The sequence below is a fragment of the Streptomyces sp. KR80 genome (assembly GCF_052245555.1).
Lineage (GTDB): Bacteria > Actinomycetota > Actinomycetes > Streptomycetales > Streptomycetaceae > Streptomyces.
Map to the genome: position 1 here is coordinate 262137 of NZ_JBQQCD010000002.1, position 17150 is coordinate 279286.

At 70.2% G+C, this 17150-nt stretch carries 15 protein-coding genes; 3 read left to right on the forward strand and 12 right to left on the reverse strand.

Annotated features, from left to right (window positions below):
- Window positions 1-123 precede the first annotated feature (123 nt).
- The 5 genes from ruvX to rpsD all read right to left on the reverse strand — a co-directional run bounded on the left by ruvX (window position 124) and on the right by rpsD (window position 4886).
- Window positions 124-588 (reverse strand): Holliday junction resolvase RuvX, encoded by a 465-nt coding sequence (ruvX, locus tag ACTWQI_RS04145; RefSeq protein WP_443267522.1) that lies wholly within the window; start codon window positions 586-588, stop codon window positions 124-126.
- 14 nt (window positions 589-602) lie between these two features.
- The gene (gene alaS, locus ACTWQI_RS04150) at window positions 603-3281 is read right to left on the reverse strand and encodes an alanine--tRNA ligase (RefSeq protein WP_443267524.1); all 2679 of its coding nucleotides are present in this window, start codon (window positions 3279-3281) and stop codon (window positions 603-605) included.
- Entirely contained in the window at window positions 3281-3595 is a 315-nt protein-coding gene (locus ACTWQI_RS04155; RefSeq protein ID WP_443267526.1) for a DUF6167 family protein, read from the reverse strand. Before ACTWQI_RS04155 ends, alaS begins: the two co-directional genes overlap by 1 nt.
- Window positions 3596-3601: 6 nt before the next feature.
- Window positions 3602-4042 carry a DUF948 domain-containing protein gene (locus ACTWQI_RS04160; protein ID WP_443267528.1) on the reverse strand — a complete coding sequence of 147 codons (441 nt, stop codon included), beginning with the start codon at window positions 4040-4042 and terminating at the stop codon, window positions 3602-3604.
- 232 nt (window positions 4043-4274) lie between these two features.
- Window positions 4275-4886 (reverse strand): 30S ribosomal protein S4, encoded by a 612-nt coding sequence (rpsD, locus tag ACTWQI_RS04165; RefSeq protein ID WP_443267530.1) that lies wholly within the window; start codon window positions 4884-4886, stop codon window positions 4275-4277.
- 55 nt (window positions 4887-4941) lie between these two features.
- Between rpsD and ACTWQI_RS04170 the strand changes: the two genes are divergently transcribed.
- Complete coding sequence (locus ACTWQI_RS04170; protein WP_443267532.1) at window positions 4942-5853, forward strand: DUF2470 domain-containing protein; 912 nt, start codon at window positions 4942-4944, stop codon at window positions 5851-5853.
- Window positions 5854-5916: 63 nt separating this feature from the next.
- On the opposite strand, the gene ACTWQI_RS04175 is transcribed toward ACTWQI_RS04170, so the two are convergent.
- From ACTWQI_RS04175 to ACTWQI_RS04190, 4 genes are all read right to left on the reverse strand, one after another.
- Window positions 5917-7392: a replication-associated recombination protein A gene (locus ACTWQI_RS04175; protein ID WP_443267534.1), complete on the reverse strand. Its 1476-nt coding sequence runs from the start codon at window positions 7390-7392 to the stop codon at window positions 5917-5919.
- 77 nt (window positions 7393-7469) lie between these two features.
- Entirely contained in the window at window positions 7470-8111 is a 642-nt protein-coding gene (locus ACTWQI_RS04180) for a vitamin K epoxide reductase family protein (protein ID WP_443267536.1), read from the reverse strand.
- Window positions 8112-8269: 158 nt separating this feature from the next.
- Complete coding sequence (hisS, locus tag ACTWQI_RS04185) at window positions 8270-9532, reverse strand: histidine--tRNA ligase (RefSeq protein ID WP_443267538.1); 1263 nt, start codon at window positions 9530-9532, stop codon at window positions 8270-8272.
- Window positions 9533-9543: 11 nt separating this feature from the next.
- Entirely contained in the window at window positions 9544-10257 is a 714-nt protein-coding gene (locus tag ACTWQI_RS04190) for an MBL fold metallo-hydrolase (RefSeq protein ID WP_443267540.1), read from the reverse strand.
- A 141-nt stretch (window positions 10258-10398) separates the two neighbouring features.
- Here ACTWQI_RS04190 and ACTWQI_RS04195 point away from each other — a divergent pair, with 141 nt between their 5' ends.
- A complete protein-coding gene (locus tag ACTWQI_RS04195; protein ID WP_443267542.1) occupies window positions 10399-11235 on the forward strand; it encodes a peptidylprolyl isomerase in 837 nt (278 codons plus the stop codon).
- Between the two features lie 133 nt (window positions 11236-11368).
- On the forward strand, window positions 11369-12598 hold the full coding sequence (locus ACTWQI_RS04200) for a DUF349 domain-containing protein (RefSeq protein ID WP_443267544.1): 1230 nt from the start codon (window positions 11369-11371) through the stop codon (window positions 12596-12598).
- Window positions 12599-12731: 133 nt separating this feature from the next.
- On the opposite strand, the gene ACTWQI_RS04205 is transcribed toward ACTWQI_RS04200, so the two are convergent.
- The 3 genes from ACTWQI_RS04205 to secF form a co-directional block, all read right to left on the reverse strand.
- Window positions 12732-15281: a RelA/SpoT family protein gene (locus ACTWQI_RS04205; RefSeq protein ID WP_443267546.1), complete on the reverse strand. Its 2550-nt coding sequence runs from the start codon at window positions 15279-15281 to the stop codon at window positions 12732-12734.
- A 192-nt stretch (window positions 15282-15473) separates the two neighbouring features.
- Window positions 15474-16028 (reverse strand): adenine phosphoribosyltransferase, encoded by a 555-nt coding sequence (locus ACTWQI_RS04210; RefSeq protein ID WP_443267548.1) that lies wholly within the window; start codon window positions 16026-16028, stop codon window positions 15474-15476.
- Window positions 16025-17149 carry a protein translocase subunit SecF gene (gene secF, locus ACTWQI_RS04215; protein ID WP_443267550.1) on the reverse strand — a complete coding sequence of 375 codons (1125 nt, stop codon included), beginning with the start codon at window positions 17147-17149 and terminating at the stop codon, window positions 16025-16027. Before secF ends, ACTWQI_RS04210 begins: the two co-directional genes overlap by 4 nt.
- Window position 17150: the final 1 nt, after the last annotated feature.

Here is a 17150-nt window from a genome sequence, read left to right on the forward strand (position 1 = left end):
TGCACCGCGAGGCGGCTCCCGGTGCGCGTCGTGAGGCGCAGGCGTCCGGTCCGCCTCGTTCCGCGCGGCGGCATTCGATAATCGGACGCCGCCCCGTCGCGCGGAAACGCTACCGTACCGCGATCACCCGACTACCTCGACGCACTCGCCCGGAGCTTTACCCGACACTCGTTCGGACTCCAGGGCATTCTGGAGGATGACCACGGCCGCCGCCTGGTCCACGACCTTGCGTCCCTTCTTGCCACCGACACCCGAGGCGCGCAGTCCCCGGGTCGCTGTGACCGTACTCATCCGCTCGTCCACCAGCCGTACCGGGATCGGGGCGACGCCTTGTGCCAGCCCCTGCGCGAAGGACCGCACCTTCTTGGCTGCCGGGCCCTCACCGCCGCCGAGGGAGCGGGGTAGGCCGACCACGACCTCGATCGGTTCGTACTCCTCGACGATCGCGGCCAGCCGCCGCTGGGCGGCCGGGATGTCGCGTCCCGGCACGGTCTCCACCGGGGTGGCGAGGACCCCGTCGGGGTCGCACGAGGCGACCCCGATCCGGGCGTCCCCGACGTCGACGGCGATCCGCCTGCCGCGTCGCATGGCCTGAGCCTCCGTCATGCCTTCTCGGCGGCGCTTGCGACCAGCCTGTCGACGGCGGCAACGGCCTCGTCGACGGCGGCCGGGTTCTGCCCGCCGCCCTGGGCGACGTCGTCCTTGCCACCACCGCCGCCGCCGAGGGTCTTGGCTGCCGTACGGACCAGCTCGCCGGCCTTGATGCCGCGTTCGCGGGCGGCCTCGTTGGTGGCGATCACGGTCAACGGGCGGCCGTTCGCCACCGAGAAGAGGGCGACCACGGCGGGGCGGCCGCCGCGGATGCGGCCCCGCACATCGAGGACCAGCTTGCGCAGGTCGTCGGCGCCGGTGCCGTCCGGCACCCGCCCGGTGACCACGGCCACGCCCCGTACGTCACGGGCGCCCTCGGCGAGGCCGGCGGCGGCCTGGAGCACCTTCTCCGCGCGGAACTTCTCGATCTCCTTCTCGGCCTCCCTGAGCCGGGTGAGCATCCCGGAGATCTTCTCCGGCAGCTCTTCCGGGCGGCCCTTCACCAGGTCGGTGAGCTGGGAGACGACCGTGGCCTCACGGGCGAGGAAGCTGTACGCGTCCACGCCGACCAGCGCCTCGACCCGGCGCACCCCGGAGCCGATGGAAGACTCGCCGAGCAGCTTTACCAAGCCGAGCTGGGCGGTGTTGTGGACATGCGTGCCGCCGCACAGCTCCTTGGAGAAGTCGCCGATGGTGACGACGCGGACCTGCTCGCCGTACTTCTCGCCGAACTCGGCGATGGCGCCCCGCTTCTTGGCCTCGGTCATGCTCATCACCTCGGCGGTGACGTCGAGTTCACGGGCCAGCACCTCGTTGATCGTCTGCTCGACATCGTTGAGGACCGTGCCGGGAACGGCGGTCGGCGAGCCGAAGTCGAAGCGGAAGCGGCCGGGGGCGTTCTCGGAACCGGCCTGGGCGGCCGTGGGGCCGAGGGCGTCGCGCAGCGCCTGGTGGGTGAGGTGGGTGGCGCTGTGGGCGCGGGCGATGGCGCGCCGGCGGGTGACGTCGATGACGGCGTAGGCGGAGGCCCCGACGGTCACCTCGCCGACCTGGACGACGCCCTTGTGCACACTGACGCCCGGCACCGGCTGCTGGACGTCACGCACCTCGACGACGGCACCGGTGTCCAGCTTGATCCGGCCCTGGTCGGCCTGCTGGCCGCCGCCCTCGGCGTAGAACGGGGTGCGGTCGAGGACGACCTCCACCTCGTCGCCCTCCTGGGCGGCGGGTGACGGCACGCCGTCCACCAGCAGGCCGACGACGCGGGACTCGCCGGAGGTGTCGGTGTAGCCGGTGAAGACCGTGGCGCCGGAGGTGTCGGCGACCTCGCGGTACGCGGACAGGTCGGCGTGGCCCTGCTTCTTGGCCTTCGCGTCGGCCTTGGCCCGCTCCCGCTGCTCCTTCATCAGGCGGCGGAAGCCCGCCTCGTCCACCGACAGGCCCTGCTCGGCGGCCATCTCGAGGGTGAGGTCGATCGGGAAGCCCCAGGTGTCGTGGAGCAGGAACGCCTTGTCGCCAGGGAGGACGGTGGAGCCGGCGGCCTTGGTGTCGGTGACGGCGGTGTCGAGGATGTTGGTGCCGGTCTTGAGGGTCTTGAGGAAGGCGGCCTCCTCGCCGAGCGCGACCGTCTCGATGCGCTTACGGTCCTCGATCAGCTCCGGGTACTGCTTGCCCATGGTCTTCAGCACGACGTCGACGAGGTCGCCGACGACCGGCTGGGGGGCACCCAGCATGCGCATGTTGCGGATGGCGCGGCGCATGATGCGGCGCAGGACGTAGCCGCGGCCCTCGTTGCCCGGGGTGACGCCGTCGCCGATGAGCATCACGGAGGTGCGCAGGTGGTCGGCGACGACGCGCAGCGAGACGTCCGAGGCGTGGTCGGCGCCGTAGCGGACCCCGGTGAGCTCGGTCGCCTTGTCCATGACCACGCGCAGCGTGTCGGTCTCGTACATGTTCTGCACGCCCTGCAGGATCATCGCGAGGCGTTCGAGGCCGAGTCCGGTGTCGATGTTCTTGCTCGGCAGCTCCCCGAGGATCGGGAAGTCCTCCTTGCCCGACCCCTCGCCGCGCTCGTACTGCATGAAGACCAGGTTCCAGAACTCCACATAGCGCTCGTCGTTGACGGCCGGGCCACCCTCTTCGCCGAACTCCGGGCCGCGGTCGTAGTGGATCTCGGAACACGGTCCGCAGGGGCCGGGGACGCCCATGGACCAGAAGTTCTCCTTCATGCCCAGGCGCTGGATGCGCTCGGCGGGGACGCCGATCACGTCGCGCCAGATCTGCTCGGCCTCGTCATCGTCCTTGTAGACGGTGATCCAGAGCTTCTCCGGCTCCAGGCCGTATCCGCCCTCGGCCACGGGCGTGGTCAGCAGCTCCCAGGCGAGCTTGATGGCGCCTTCCTTGAAGTAGTCCCCGAAGGAGAAGTTGCCGCACATCTGGAAGAACGTGCCGTGCCGGGTGGTCTTGCCGACCTCCTCGATGTCGGGGGTGCGCAGGCACTTCTGCACGCTGGTGGCGCGCAGGTAGGGCGGCTTGACCTCACCCAGGAAGTACGGCTTGAAGGGGACCATTCCGGCATTGACCAGCAACAGCGTCGGGTCGTCCGCGATGAGCGACGCCGACGGCACGACGGTGTGCCCACGCTCCCCGAAGAAGCGCAGCCAGCGGCGACGGATTTCAGCCGACTCCATCAGTGGTCCTCATTCCGGTTGTACGGGTGCTTCGTGCCCAGCGCGGCAGGTCGGCGCGGCCCGGGCAGTTCTCGATCGTGGTCGTCCGGGTGCTGCAGCCCCAGGGCGTCGTTCAGTTCGGTCTCGCGCTGCGCCATCCCGGCCTTGACGTCGAGGGCGAACTCCTTGAGCCGGTGCCCTGCCGCGACGGCCTTGTCCGCCGCCTGGGCGGCGAGGGAGTCCGGCGTGAGCTGCCGGAGCTTGCGGTTGACCTTGGTCGTGGCCCAGACGCCGGCGGCGGCGCCCGCGGTGAACCAGAACGTGCGGCGGAACATGGGGTCTCAGGCCTTCCCGCCGCGGAAGCGCCGGCCGCCTCGCCGGGCCGGCGGCACAGTGCGTCCTACGATCACGGTACGGCGCGGCGCGGGTGGCTGCGCGTCCTTCCGGCCGAGCGCCTGGCGCACCCCGTATCCGAACGCCGCGACCTTGACGAGCGGTCCGCCGAAGGTCGTGGCGACGGTGGAGGAGAGTGCGGAGGCGTTGGAGGCGACTTCCTGGACGTCGGTGGCGATGGCGTCGACCCGCTCGAGCTGGGACTGTGCGGACCGTACGGTCGCCGAGGCCTCGCCGAGCAACGGGACCGCCTGCTCGGAGACGTCCGCCACCAGCTGGGTCGCCTTCTTGAGGACCTGGGCGAGCCTCACCAGCACCACGGCGAGGAACGACACCAGGATGGCCCAGAAGACGGCCACGAGGATCCCGGCCACCTCTCCACCGGACACGATGCACCGCTCCCTGTAGACGTATCAGTCGCCGCCGGTCGCGGCGGTCGGTCTCCGGAACGGGCGGCAGATGTCGACCTTATCGCGCCGCAGGCACCCTCCCGTACCGGATTACCGGGTGGCGGCAGGTGGGTTGTCATCGGCCGGACCGGCTGCAAACGAGACCGCCGCCTCCCCCTCCGCGTGCGGCGGGGAGACGGCGGGCTGAATGTGGTGCGGTGCTACGGCCGACTCAGCGGGCGTAGTACTCGACGACCAGCGCCTCGTCGCAGATCACCGGGATCTCCTTGCGGTTCGGCTCCCGGTCGAGGCGGAAGGCGAGCGCCTTCAGGTTGACCTGCAGGTAGCGCGGGGTCTCGCCCTCGGGGGCGTAGCCGCCCTCACGGGCCACCTGGAAGGGGTACTTCTCGCGGCTGCGCTCGCGGACCATCACCACGTCATCCGGACGAACCCGGAAGGACGGCTTGTCGACCTTGCGGCCGTTGACCTCGATGTGGCCGTGGACCACCATCTGGCGGGCCTGGTAGATCGTGCGGGCGATTCCCGACCGCAGGACGAGCGCGTCCAGACGGCGCTCCAGCTCGACGATGAGGGCTTCGCCCGTCTTGCCGGTGACCTTCCGAGCGCGGTCATAGGCACGGGCCAGCTGGCGCTCGCTGATGTCGTACTGAGCGCGCAGCCGCTGCTTCTCCAGCAGGCGGACCTTGTAGTCGCTGGTCTGCTTGCGACCACGGCCGTGCTCGCCGGGCGGGTAGGGACGGGCCTCGAAGTACTTGACCGCCTTCGGCGTCAGGGCGATGCCGAGCGCCCGCGACTTCTTGACCTTGGGACGCGACTGGTTCACGTGGAACGAACCTCCGTGTAAGTTAGGTGAGGCTTACCTTAGCGGAGGAGAACGCATGTTTCGACCTGGGAGCCCCCTGCCCCGCACCGGCCGTGCCGCGGAATCGACGACGGACAGCGCGTGGCCGAGTCAGCCGCGCCCCTGGGAAGACGTCCGGCAGCCGACGGCCGCCGAGCGTGTACGTACCCTCGTGGAGTCGAACGCCTCGGCCGCATTGAGCATTCCGGATACGGACCTCGACGAATTCGGCGCCGGAGCGCCCACAGCCCGCGCCGTCACACCGGACGGAGACGTACTGCTGCTGGTGCCTGGGGACTCCCCCGCGGCTCGCGCCGCGGCCCACGCACAGGACGACGATCTGACGGCGGTGATCGAGATCACCGATGTCGCACCCGTCGCCGTACCCCATCGTATCCGGGGACGCGGGTGGGTTGCAGGGTGGCTCACCCCGGTACGGAACGAGGAACGCGCGGCGTGCGCCATGCTGCTCGCGGAGCAGCACCCGGTGGGGGAGATTCTGGGCATCGGCGAGGCCCTCCGCGAGGATCCGGCACCCGGCCAGTACGGGCGGCCGGCGTGGATGCTGCTGCGGCTGGAGGTCGGCGAGGCCTCCGTCGACGACCTGTGGGGCGCGGAGCAGGTCGAGCCGGAGGACTTCGCCGCGGCCGCGGCCGATCCGCTCGTCCGGCACGAGGCGGAGCTGCTGCAGCACCTCGCTGCGGCCCACGGTGACCAGGTGAGGGGACTCTGCTCGCTGCTGGGCGAGCGCGGGGGCATCTGTGGCCGCCACGACCGGGTCGTGCCGGTGGGGCTGGACCGATTCGGCCTGCGCGTACGGTTCATCAGCGCCCATGCAGACCGGCCCTTCGACGCCCGCTTCGACTTCCCGGAGCCGGTCCGCGACGTCGCGGAGCTGCGCCACGCGATGCACGCGCTCTTCGAGGCCGCCGCCGTCGAGAACGAGTGATCCGGCGTCCCCGCGGCTCACCACGGGGACGTTCGCCCGCCCCCTGGGAGCCCGGCGGCCGGTTCACGACGGGCCTGCCGACCCCTCGGTCTCGTCGCGCTGGGAGGGCTCACCTGGGCTGGTGGCGCTCGGGGCGTCGGGAGACGCCCCGGAGCGGGGTGGCGGCGGCGCGTCCGCGGGGCGCGGGACGGCCTCTCCGCTCAGTCGGCTGCGGACTCGCTCCACCACGTCCGCGTAGCGGGCCTCCGCGCCGTAGCGGGTCGGCTGGTAGTACCGCTTCCCGTGCAGCGCGTCAGGCGCGTAGCGCTGAGCCGCGATGCCGCCCGGGACGTCGTGCGGGTAGACGTAGCCCTGAGCGTGGCCGAGCTTCTCGGCGCCCTTGTAGTGCCCATCGCGCAGGTGCGCTGGTACGGGTCCCGCGAGCCCGGCCCGTACGTCCGCCAGTGCGGCGCCGATCGCGGTCGTGGCGGAGTTCGACTTGGGCGCCAGGGCGAGCGCGATGGTGGCATGACTGAGCGTGAGGGCGGCCTCGGGAAAGCCGATCATGGCGACGGCCTGGGCGGCGGCCACCGCGGTCTGCAAGGCCGTCGGGTCCGCTATGCCGATGTCCTCGCTCGCCGAGATCATCAGTCGGCGTGCGATGAACCGCGGGTCCTCCCCGGCCTCGATCATCCGCGCCAGGTAGTGCAGCGCCGCGTCCACATCGGAGCCCCGGATCGACTTGATCAGCGCACTCGCCACGTCGTAGTGCTGGTCACCGTCGCGGTCGTACGTCACCGCGGCCCGGTCGACGGACTCCTCCAGGGTCCGGAGGGTGATCTCCTTCTCGCTCTTCGCCATCGCCGCTCCGGCGCCCGCTTCCAGGGCCGTGAGCGCCCTGCGGGCGTCGCCGCCCGCGATGCGCAGCAGATGCACCTCGGCGTCCTCGGGCAGCCGCACCGCGCCGCCGAGCCCGCGCTCGTCCTCCAGCGCTCGGCGGATCAGCCCGCGCAGGTCCTCGTCGGTGAGCGGCTCGAGGGTGAGCAGCAGCGACCGCGACAGCAGCGGCGAGATGACCGAGAAGTACGGGTTCTCGGTGGTCGCCGCGACCAGGGTGACCCAGCGGTTCTCGACGGCCGGGAGCAGGGAGTCCTGCTGGGCCTTGCTGAAGCGGTGAATCTCGTCCAGGAAGAGCACGGTCTCCTTGCCGTACCCGCCCGAGGCGCGGCGCGCGCCCTCGATGACGGCCCGCACCTCCTTCACCCCCGACGTGATCGCCGAGAGCTCCACGAACCGCTTGTTGGTGGCCTGGCTGACCACATAGGCCAAGGTCGTCTTGCCGATCCCGGGAGGCCCCCAGAGGATCAGCGAGGAGGTGCCGACCGGGCCCCCGTTCCCGTCACCAACGAGTCTGCGCAACGGCGAGCCGGGCCGCAGCAGATGCTGCTGCCCGACGACATCGTCGAGCGTGCGCGGACGCATCCGCACGGCCAGGGGACTGCTGGCCGGGTCCTTCGCGCGGCGGTCCTCTTCGGCTGCGGTGAACAGGTCGGGCTCCACGTCCGGAAGCCTATGTCACCCCACTGACAGTGCTTTCGCCTCCGGCGCGGTCGCCCTTGCGCACACCGGTTGCGCGGTCAGCCGGTCCAGAAGTTCCACCAGCGCGTGAGGATCAGCATGCCGATGATCCCGATCCAGAGCACCGGCGGCACCCAGTGGAACTCCATCAGCCCGCGCCGCAGCCCCTCCGGCGCCGGGATGAACCGATGCTCGATGTTCTTCTTGGTGACGTAGCAGAACATCACGATGGTGGCGATCCAGGCGAGGGAGCACCACAGGCACAGGGAGCCGATCACGTAAAGCGACTGGTACTGGAGCCAGGTGCAGAACCCGACGCCGAACAGCGTGCCGGCGTTCAGCCCGAGCCAGAACCAGCGCCGGTAGCGTGCGCCGGCGACCAGACCCATGCCGATCGCGATCACCATGCCATACGTGACGAGGCCGAGCATCGGGTTGGGGAACCCGAAGGCCTCGGCCTGCTCGCTCTTCATGATGTTGCCGCACGACACGATCGGGTTCAGGCTGCAGCCCGGCTGGAAGTTCGGGTCCTCGAGCAGCTTGAACTTGTCGAGCGTGATCACCCAGGACGCGAGCAGCCCGGCCGCGCCGGTGATCACCAGCAGCCAGGCAAACCCTCGCCCGCTGCCGACCGCCTCACGGGTGCCGTGCTCCCGGTCGTCCCCGTCGGTGGACACGTCGTCAACCACTGTCGTCGCCATATCGCCGTTTCCGTCGCTCCCGAGAGTTCCGCCCTGACGGGCATGCCCATTGTGCCCCAGCCATCCTCGCGGGTCCGCTGTTCGCGCCGGGTAAACAAGCCGACCCGGCGGGTCGATTCCGCTCCCGCCGGATTGACGGCCGGATGCCGGGCAGAACGTCAGGCGAGCCTGCCCCGCAGCTCCGCCACGACCGCGTCGAGCGCCACCGGCACCTGCTCCCCGCTCTCCAGGTCCTTGAGCTGGACGACGTCCTCGGCGAGGTCCCGCTCGCCCGCCACGACGGCGTACCGCGCGCCGGACCGGTTCGCGGACTTCATCGCGTTCTTCAGGCCCTTGCCGCCGTAGGCGAAGTCCGTGGCGACCCCAGCCCTCCGCAGCTCGGTGACGAGACCGAACAGCGTGCGCCGCGCCTCCTCGCCGAGCGGGACCGCGAACACCTGTGTAGGGGCGGGGAGTTCGAGCTCCAGCCCCTCCGCGCGGAGCGCCAGGACCGTACGGTCGACGCCGAGCGCCCAGCCGACCGAGGGCAGCGCGGGCCCGCCGATCATCTCGGACAGGCCGTCGTACCGGCCGCCGCCGCCCACCGCCGACTGCGAGCCGAGGCCGTCGTGGACGAACTCGAAGGTGGTGCGGGTGTAGTAGTCCAGGCCGCGCACCAGTTTCGGATCGTCCTCGAAGGCCACGCCCGCCGCGGTCAGCAGCTCGCGCACCTGCTCGTGGTATGCCTTGCAGCCCTCGCACAGGTGGTCCCGCATCATCGGCGCGCCGGCCAGCTGCCTCTGCACGGCCTCCCGCTTGTCGTCGAGGACCCGCAGCGGGTTGATGTCGACCCGCCTGCGGGTGTCGTCATCGAGGTCGAGGCCGCGCAGGAAGTCCTGGAGCGCGGCGCGGTAGACCGGCCGGCACTCCTGGTCGCCCAGGGAGTTGAGCAGCAGCCGGAAGTTCTTCAGCCCGAGGGCCCGGTACGCGTCGACGGCCAGGATGATCAGTTCGGCGTCGAGCGCGGGGTCCTCGGCGCCGATGGCCTCGGCACCCACCTGGGAGAAGTGGCGGTACCGCCCCTTCTGCGGCCGCTCGTAGCGGTAGTACGAGCCGGAGTACCAGAGCTTGACCGGCAGGTTCCCCGCCTTGTGGAGGTTGGCCTCGAGCGCGGCCCGCAGGACCGACGCGGTGCCCTCCGGGCGCAGCGCCAGCTCGTCGCCCCCCTTGGTGGTGAGGGTGTACATCTCCTTCGTCACGATGTCGGTGGACTCGCCGACGCCGCGGGCGAAGAGTTCGACGCTTTCGAAGCCAGGGGTCTCGACGTAGCCGTAACCCGCGCGCTTCAGGGGCGCGGAGATGGCCTCACGCACCGCGAGGAAGGTCGCGGAGTCCGGCGGGATCAAGTCGTACGTGCCCTTGGGGGCCTTGAAGGTGCTCACGGGAGAAGTCGTCACATTCCTCGTCGTGGAACGGCGGCCGAGCCGCCTCCGAGGCCGGCCGCCACCTCACGCAGATACGGGTTGGTGGCGCGCTCGCGGCCGATGGTGGTCTGAGGGCCGTGGCCGGACAGCACCACGGTCGAGTCGTCGAGCGGCAGGCACACCCGGGCCAGCGACCCGAGCATCTCGGCGTGGTCGCCGCCGGGCAGGTCGGTGCGTCCGATGGAGCCGGCGAAGAGCAGATCGCCCGAGAAGAACACCGACGGGATCTCGGCGGTCTCGGGCATCCGGAAGGTCACCGACCCCTTGGTATGGCCGGGCGCGTGCGCGACCGTGAACTCCAGGCCCGCCAGCTTCAGCTCGGTGCCGTCGGTCAGCTCCTGGACGTCGTCGGGCTCCCCCACGGTCAGCTCACCCAGCAGCTGCATCCCGATCGACCGGCCGAGCGCCTTCTCCGGGTCGCTCATCATGTAGCGGTCCGCGGGGTGGATCCAGGCCGGCACGTCGTGCGCACCGCAGACCGGGACGACCGAGGCGACATGATCGAGGTGGCCGTGGGTGAGGACGACGGCGACGGGCTTGAGTCGGTGCTTCTTCAGCGTTTCCTCGACGCCTTCCGTGGCCTCGTGGCCGGGGTCGATGATCACGCACTCCTCGCCCGCCGCGGGGGCGACCAGGTAACAGTTGGTCCCCCAGGCCCCGGCGGGGAACCCGGCAATCAGCACGATCGTCCCTCAAATGTTGTCCGTCCGCGAAATCTGAGCAGTTCAGAGCCTACCGGCGACGGCCATGGCACAGCGAACCCGTATACGGTACGGCTCAGCCCAGGCGGATCAGCAGACGATACGGCACAGGGGAGAGACACGGTGACGTCGAAGGACCAGCGGCGGCGGCAGCTCGCCCGGGAGAAGTTCGAGCGACAGCAGCAGCGGCGTGTCGAGCGGCGCAGGAAGGCGCGGTGGCGCAACGCGGTGATCGCGGCGGGCCTGGCCGTCGTGCTGGCGGCGGGAGCGGCCGCCTATGCGACGGGCACCTTCGCCGGCGGCGAGAAGAAGAAGGACGACAGTGCGGCGCCCTCCACATCGCCCACCAGTAAGGCGCCGGACCCCTGCGGCAAGCCCGCGAAGGGCTCCCCCGGCAAACAGCAGTGGAAGAAGGAGCCGGCCCTCACCATCGACGAGTCGGCCTCCTACACCATGAACCTGGAGACCACCTGCGGCGACATCGAGATCGCGATGGACGCCGCCAAGGCCCCGCACACGGTCAACTCCTTCAATTTCCTGGCGGGCAAGGGCTTCTTCGACCACACGAAATGCCACCGCCTCACCACGGGCGGTATCTACGTGTTGCAGTGCGGCGACCCGGAGGGCACCGGCCGGGGCGGCCCCGGCTACACGATCCCGGACGAGAACCTCAAGGATCCGCGGCTCAAGGACAACGTCTACCCGGCGGGCACGGTCGCGATGGCGAATCAGTACAACGCGCAGACCAAGAAGGGCCGGAACACCGGCGGCAGCCAGTTCTTCCTCGTCTACCAGGACAGCCAGCTGCCGCCCGACTACACACCCCTCGGCACCATCACCGCCGGCAAGGACGTACTGAAGAAAATCGCCGACGCGGGCGCCACCCCACCGGACGCCGCGCAGAACACCGCGCCCAACGCCACAGTGGTGATCGACAAGGCGACCGTGCGCAAGTCCTGACACGCGCGAACGTGAAATTTCGGTCGTGCTGGATGCGGACAGCCGACCCGCCGTTCGCCTATGTTGGCCGTGACGAAACTGTGGACGATGCACGCGGGGCCAGCCCGCGCGAGCATCATGTGGAGGAGGCGCTGTGAGCAGCGACCCATGGGGCCGCGTCGACGAGACGGGCACCGTGTACGTGCGGACGGCCGAGGGCGAGAAGGTCGTCGGATCGTGGCAGGCGGGATCTCCCGAGGAGGCCCTCGCCTACTTCGAGCGCAAGTACGACGGGCTGGTCGTCGAGATCGGCCTCCTCGAGCGCCGGGTGCGGACCACCGACCTCTCGGCGAAGGACGCGACGACCGCCATCGAGCACCTGCGCCAGCAGGTCGACGAGCACCACGCCGTCGGTGATCTGGACGCGCTGAGCAAGCGGCTCGACAAGCTGACCGCCGAGGTCGCGGCCCGCCGTGAGGAGCGGAAGGCGGCGAAGGCGCGGCAAGCCGACGAGGCCAGGCAGGCCAAGGAGGCGCTGGTCGTCGAGGCCGAGCAGCTGGCCGCGAGCGAACAGTGGCGGTCGGCGGGCGAGCGACTGCGCGCCCTGGTGGACACGTGGAAGGGTCTGCCGCGGCTGGACCGCAAGACCGACGACGAGCTGTGGCACCGCTTCTCGCACGCCCGCTCGGCGTTCTCCAAGCGGCGCAAGGCGCACTTCGCCGCGCTCGACGCGCAGCGCGAGGAGGCCCGTAAGACCAAGGAGAAGCTGGTCGCCGAGGCGGAGTCGCTCTCCGGCTCGACGGACTGGGGGCCCACGGCTGCGCGCTACCGCGAGCTGATGCAGGAGTGGAAGGCGGCGGGCCGCGCCCAGCGCGAGGCCGAGGACGACCTGTGGAACCGCTTCCGCGGTGCCCAGGACGTCTTCTTCCAGGCCCGCGGCGAGGTGTTCGCGGAGCGCGACGCCGAGCAGCGGGAGAACCTGACCCGCAAGGAGCAGCTGGCCACCGAGGCCGAGAAGCTCCTCCCGGTCTCCGATCTCAAGGCGGCCCGCGCGGCCTTCCGCTCGATCAACGAGCGGTGGGAGGCCATCGGGCACGTACCCCGGGACGCCCGCGCCCGGATCGAGGGCCGGATGCACGCGGTGGAGCGCGCCATCCAGGAGGTCGAGGAGACGGAGTGGCGGCGTACGAACCCGGAGGCGCGGGCCCGCGCGGAGGGGCTGACCGGTCAGCTCCAGGCGGCGGTGGACAAGCTGCGCGGGCAGGTCGACCAGGCGCGCGCGGCCGGTAACAACGCCAAGGCCGACAAGCTGGCGAAGGAGCTCGAGGGCCGGCAGGCGTTGCTGGACCAGGCGCTCAAGGGCCTCCAGGAGTTCGGCGGCTAGCGCCTCTTTGCGGCTGAACCGCCGCCGCTCTCGCGGACCTGGTTGCTCGCCGCGGGGGTTCCTCAATTGATGGTTGATGTCAAAGACGCGAGCGGCCCCAGTGCTTAGCACCGGGGCCGCTCGCGTCTACGTGTTACGGCCGCCGGGCGGAGGTCACGCGGTAGACGTCGTAGACGCCTTCCACACCGCGTACTGCTTTCAGCACGTGTCCGAGGTGTTTGGGATCGCCCATCTCGAAGGTGAAGCGGGAGGTGGCGACCCGGTCGCGAGAGGTCTGCACGGCCGCGGACAGGATGTTGACGTGCTGGTCGGAGAGCACCCGTGTGACGTCCGACAGCAGCCGGGAGCGGTCCAGGGCCTCCACCTGGATGGCCACCAGGAAGACCGAGGACTGGGTGGGCGCCCACTGCACCTCGAGCATCCGCTCGGGCTGCTTGGCCAGCGAGTCGACGTTCACGCAGTCCGCGCGGTGCACCGACACCCCGTTGCCCCGGGTCACGAAGCCGATGATCGGGTCTCCCGGTACGGGTGTGCAGCAGCGGGCGAGTTTCACCCAGACGTCGTCGACACCCTTGACGACCACACCCGGGTCCGTGCTGGACCGCCGCTTGGTGCGGCGCTGGATGGGCGGTGCCGTCTCGGCGATGTCCTCGTTGGCCGCCTCCTCGCCACCGAGCGACTGGACCAGCTTCTGGACCACGTTCTGCGCCGAGACATGGCCTTCGCCGATGGCCGCGTACAGCGAGGAGATGTCGGGGTAGCGCATCTCGTGCGCGAGGGTGACGAGCGAGTCGCCGGTGAGGATCCGCTGGATCGGCAGGTTCTGCTTGCGCATGGTCCGGACGATGGCGTCCTTGCCCTGCTCTATGGCCTCGTCGCGGCGCTCCTTGGAGAACCAGGCACGGATCTTGTTGCGGGCACGGGGGGACTTGACGAAGCCGAGCCAGTCGCGCGAGGGCCCGGCGCCCGCGGCCTTGGAGGTGAAGACCTCCACCACATCGCCGTTGTCCAGGGTCGATTCGAGCGGTACGAGCCGCCCGTTGACGCGGGCGCCGATCGTACGGTGGCCGACCTCGGTGTGGACCGCGTACGCGAAGTCGACCGGGGTGGCGCCCGCGGGAAGCGCTATGACGTCGCCCTTGGGCGTGAAGACGAAGACCTCGTTGCGGGAGAGGTCGAAGCGCAGGGACTCCAGGAACTCACCCGGGTCCTCGGTCTCCTTCTGCCAGTCCAGCAGCTGGCGCAGCCACGCCATGTCGTTGACGGCGTCGTCCTTGCCGGCCTTCCTCGCCACGTCCGTACGGACCTTGGAGGTGCCGGCCACGGCCTCCTGCTTGTACTTCCAGTGGGCCGCGATGCCGTACTCGGCGCGGCGGTGCATGTCGAAGGTGCGGATCTGCAGCTCGACCGGCTTGCCGCCCGGCCCGATGACCGTCGTGTGCAGCGACTGGTACATGTTGAACTTGGGCATCGCGATGTAGTCCTTGAACCGCCCGGGCACCGGGTTCCACCGCGCGTGGATGGTCCCGAGCGCCGCGTAGCAGTCGCGGACGGTGTCGACGAGGACGCGGATGCCCACCAGGTCGTAGATCTCCGCGAAGTCCCGGCCGCGGACGATCATCTTCTGGTACACGGAGTAGTAGTGCTTCGGGCGGCCGGTCACGGTCGCCTTGATCCGGGCGGCGCGCAGGTCGCCCTGCACCTGGTCGGTGACGACCGCCAGATACTCGTCGCGCTTGGGCGCACGCTCGGCGACGAGCCGCACGATCTCGTCGTACATCTTGGGGTAGAGGATCGCGAAGGCGAGGTCCTCCAGCTCCCACTTGATGGTGTTCATGCCCAGCCGGTGGGCCAGCGGGGCGTAGATCTCGAGGGTCTCGCGGGCCTTCTTCTCCTGCTTCTCCCGCTTGAGGTAACGCATGGTGCGCATGTTGTGCAGGCGGTCGGCGAGCTTGATGACCAGAACGCGGGGGTCCTTGGCCATGGCGACGACCATCTTGCGCACGGTCTCGGCCTGGGCCGCCTCGCCGAACTTGACCTTGTCCAGTTTGGTGACGCCGTCGACCAGCAGGGCGACCTGGTCCCCGAAGTCACGGCGCAGGGTGTCCAGGCCGTACTCGGTGTCCTCGACGGTGTCGTGCAGCAGGCCCGCCATCAGCGTCGCCGGATCCATGCCGAGCTCGGCGAGGATGGTGGTGACGGCGAGCGGGTGGGTGATGTACGGGTCGCCGCTCTTGCGCTTCTGCCCGCGGTGCCAACGCTCGGCCACCTGGTACGCCTGCTCGATCTGGCGGAGCGTCGCCGTCTCGATCTTCGGATCGTTGCTGCGGACGATGCGCAGCAGCGGCTCGAGGACGGGGTTGTACGGGCTGGAGCGCTGGACGCCGAGGCGGGCCAGGCGGGCGCGGACCCGGTTGGAGGAGCCCGAGCGGGCGGCGGCACCCTGCGTCGGACGGACGGCCGCGGACGATCCGGCGGTCCCGGTCCCCGTTCCGTTCGACCGCTGTACGGCGGGCCGCTGGGCGGAGCCCGGCGCGGACGCGGCCTCGGAGACGGCCTGAGGCGCTGGTGGGGCCTTCGCCACGTCTGGGGTCTTCTCGGCAGGCGTGGTGGCGGCCGCCGCGGCCTCGGCGGAGGGCATCTCCTGTTGCGCGGCGGTGAGCGGCTGGGCCTCGTCTGGCAAAAGCACTCCTCGTGTGCGGCCCGTTCCCGCCGGTCACCGACGCGGCGGGATTCCGGCTCCCGATCAGGTCCGGAGACTGCCATGGTATCGACCCGTGCTGCGGTACTCGTCTCGGGCCGCTGAGCCAAGGGATGCCAGAGGGGCGGACGCCCGGTTTCTCCGAGCGTCCGCCCCTCTACCGCAGGCAGTGGCTCAGATCGTGATCAGGGCCTCCAGCGGGGCGCCCTCGAGGGCGGGCTCCAGACGCGCACGGCCCGCGAGGAAGCCGAGCTCCATCAGAACCGCCACCCCGGCCACCTGCGCCCCGGCCCGCCGGATGAGTTGCAACGAGGCCTCGGCGGTGCCGCCGGTGGCCAGCACATCGTCGATCACCATGATCCGGTCACCGGGCGCCAGGTCCTCGGCGTGCACCTCGATCTCCGCGGTGCCGTACTCCAGCTCGTACGCCTGCGACAGGGTCGCCCCGGGCAGCTTGCCCGCCTTGCGGACGGGAACAAAGCCCAGCCCCGACCGGATCGCCACCGGCGCCGCGAGGATGAAACCGCGTGCCTCCAGACCGACGACCTTGGTGGCACCGTGCCGCGCGCACAGCTCGGCGAGCGCGTCGGTGAGCGCGCCGAAGGCCGACGGGTCGGCCAGCAGGGGGGTGATGTCCTTGAACATCACCCCGGGCTTCGGATAGTCCGGCACATCGCGGATGCGACTGGCCAGCAGGTCCTGCAGCCCTTGCTGCGGTACGGCGGTCATCGACGCTTGCCCGACGGTCGGCCGCGGCCGCGGTTGCGCGATGCAGGCTGAGCGCGCTGGGCGACAACGCCCGCCGGCTCCTCGTCCTCGGGTTCGCCGTCCTCGGGGACGTCGTCCTGCGCCGGGCTCCCGGGCTCGCGCTCGGCCTTGGCGGCCGCCGAAGCCCGCTTCGAACGCACCCGCTTGGCCAGGAGCTTCATCTCCGGCTCGCGCTCCTTGAGGTCGGCGACGAGCGGAGTGGCGATGAAGATCGAGGAGTACGCACCGGCTGCCAGGCCGACGAACAGCGACAGCGAGATGTCGTTGAGCATGCCGCCCCCGAGGACGCCACCGCCGATGAACAGCAGACCGGCGACGGGCAGCAGGGCCACGACGGTGGTGTTGATGGAGCGCACCAGGGTCGCATTGAGGCTGCGGTTGGCGATCTCGCTATACGTCCAGCGGGTCTGCTTCGTGATGCCGCGGCTGGCTTCCTTCAGGCCGTCGAAGACCACGACAGTGTCGTAGAGGGAGTAACCGAGGATCGTGAGCAGACCGATGACCGTGCCGGGGGTGACCTCGAAACCGACGAGAGCGTAGATGCCGACGGTGATCGTGAGGTCGTGGATGAGGGCGACCAGAGCCGCCATGGCCATTCGCCACTCGAAGGCGAGGGCCAGATAGACCACCACCAGGGCCATGAAGATCCCGAGGCCCAGCCAGGCCTTGTTGGCGATCTGCTCACCCCAACTGGGGCCGACGAGCTCGGCGTTGATGTCCTCGGCTGACACCTTGAAGTCCTCGGCCAGCTTCTCGCGGATCTGGTCGGCCTTCGCCGTGTCGACTTCGCTGATCTGGATGCGCAGCTTGTCTTCGCCGAGCTTCTGCACGATGGCGGCGTGCCCGGACGCCTTCTCGGCCTCCTCCTGGGCGTGGGAGACCGAGACGCTGGTCTTCGGGGTGGTGAAGACGGCACCGCCGGAGAACTCGATGCCCATGTTCAGACCGCGCACCCCGAGGCCGATGATCGCCGTGATGGTGATCAGGATCGAGATGCCGTACCAGATCATCCGCTTGCCGACGAAGTCGTAGCCGACTTCACCGCGGTAGAGCCTGGCGCCGATGTTGCCCAGTCGCGACATC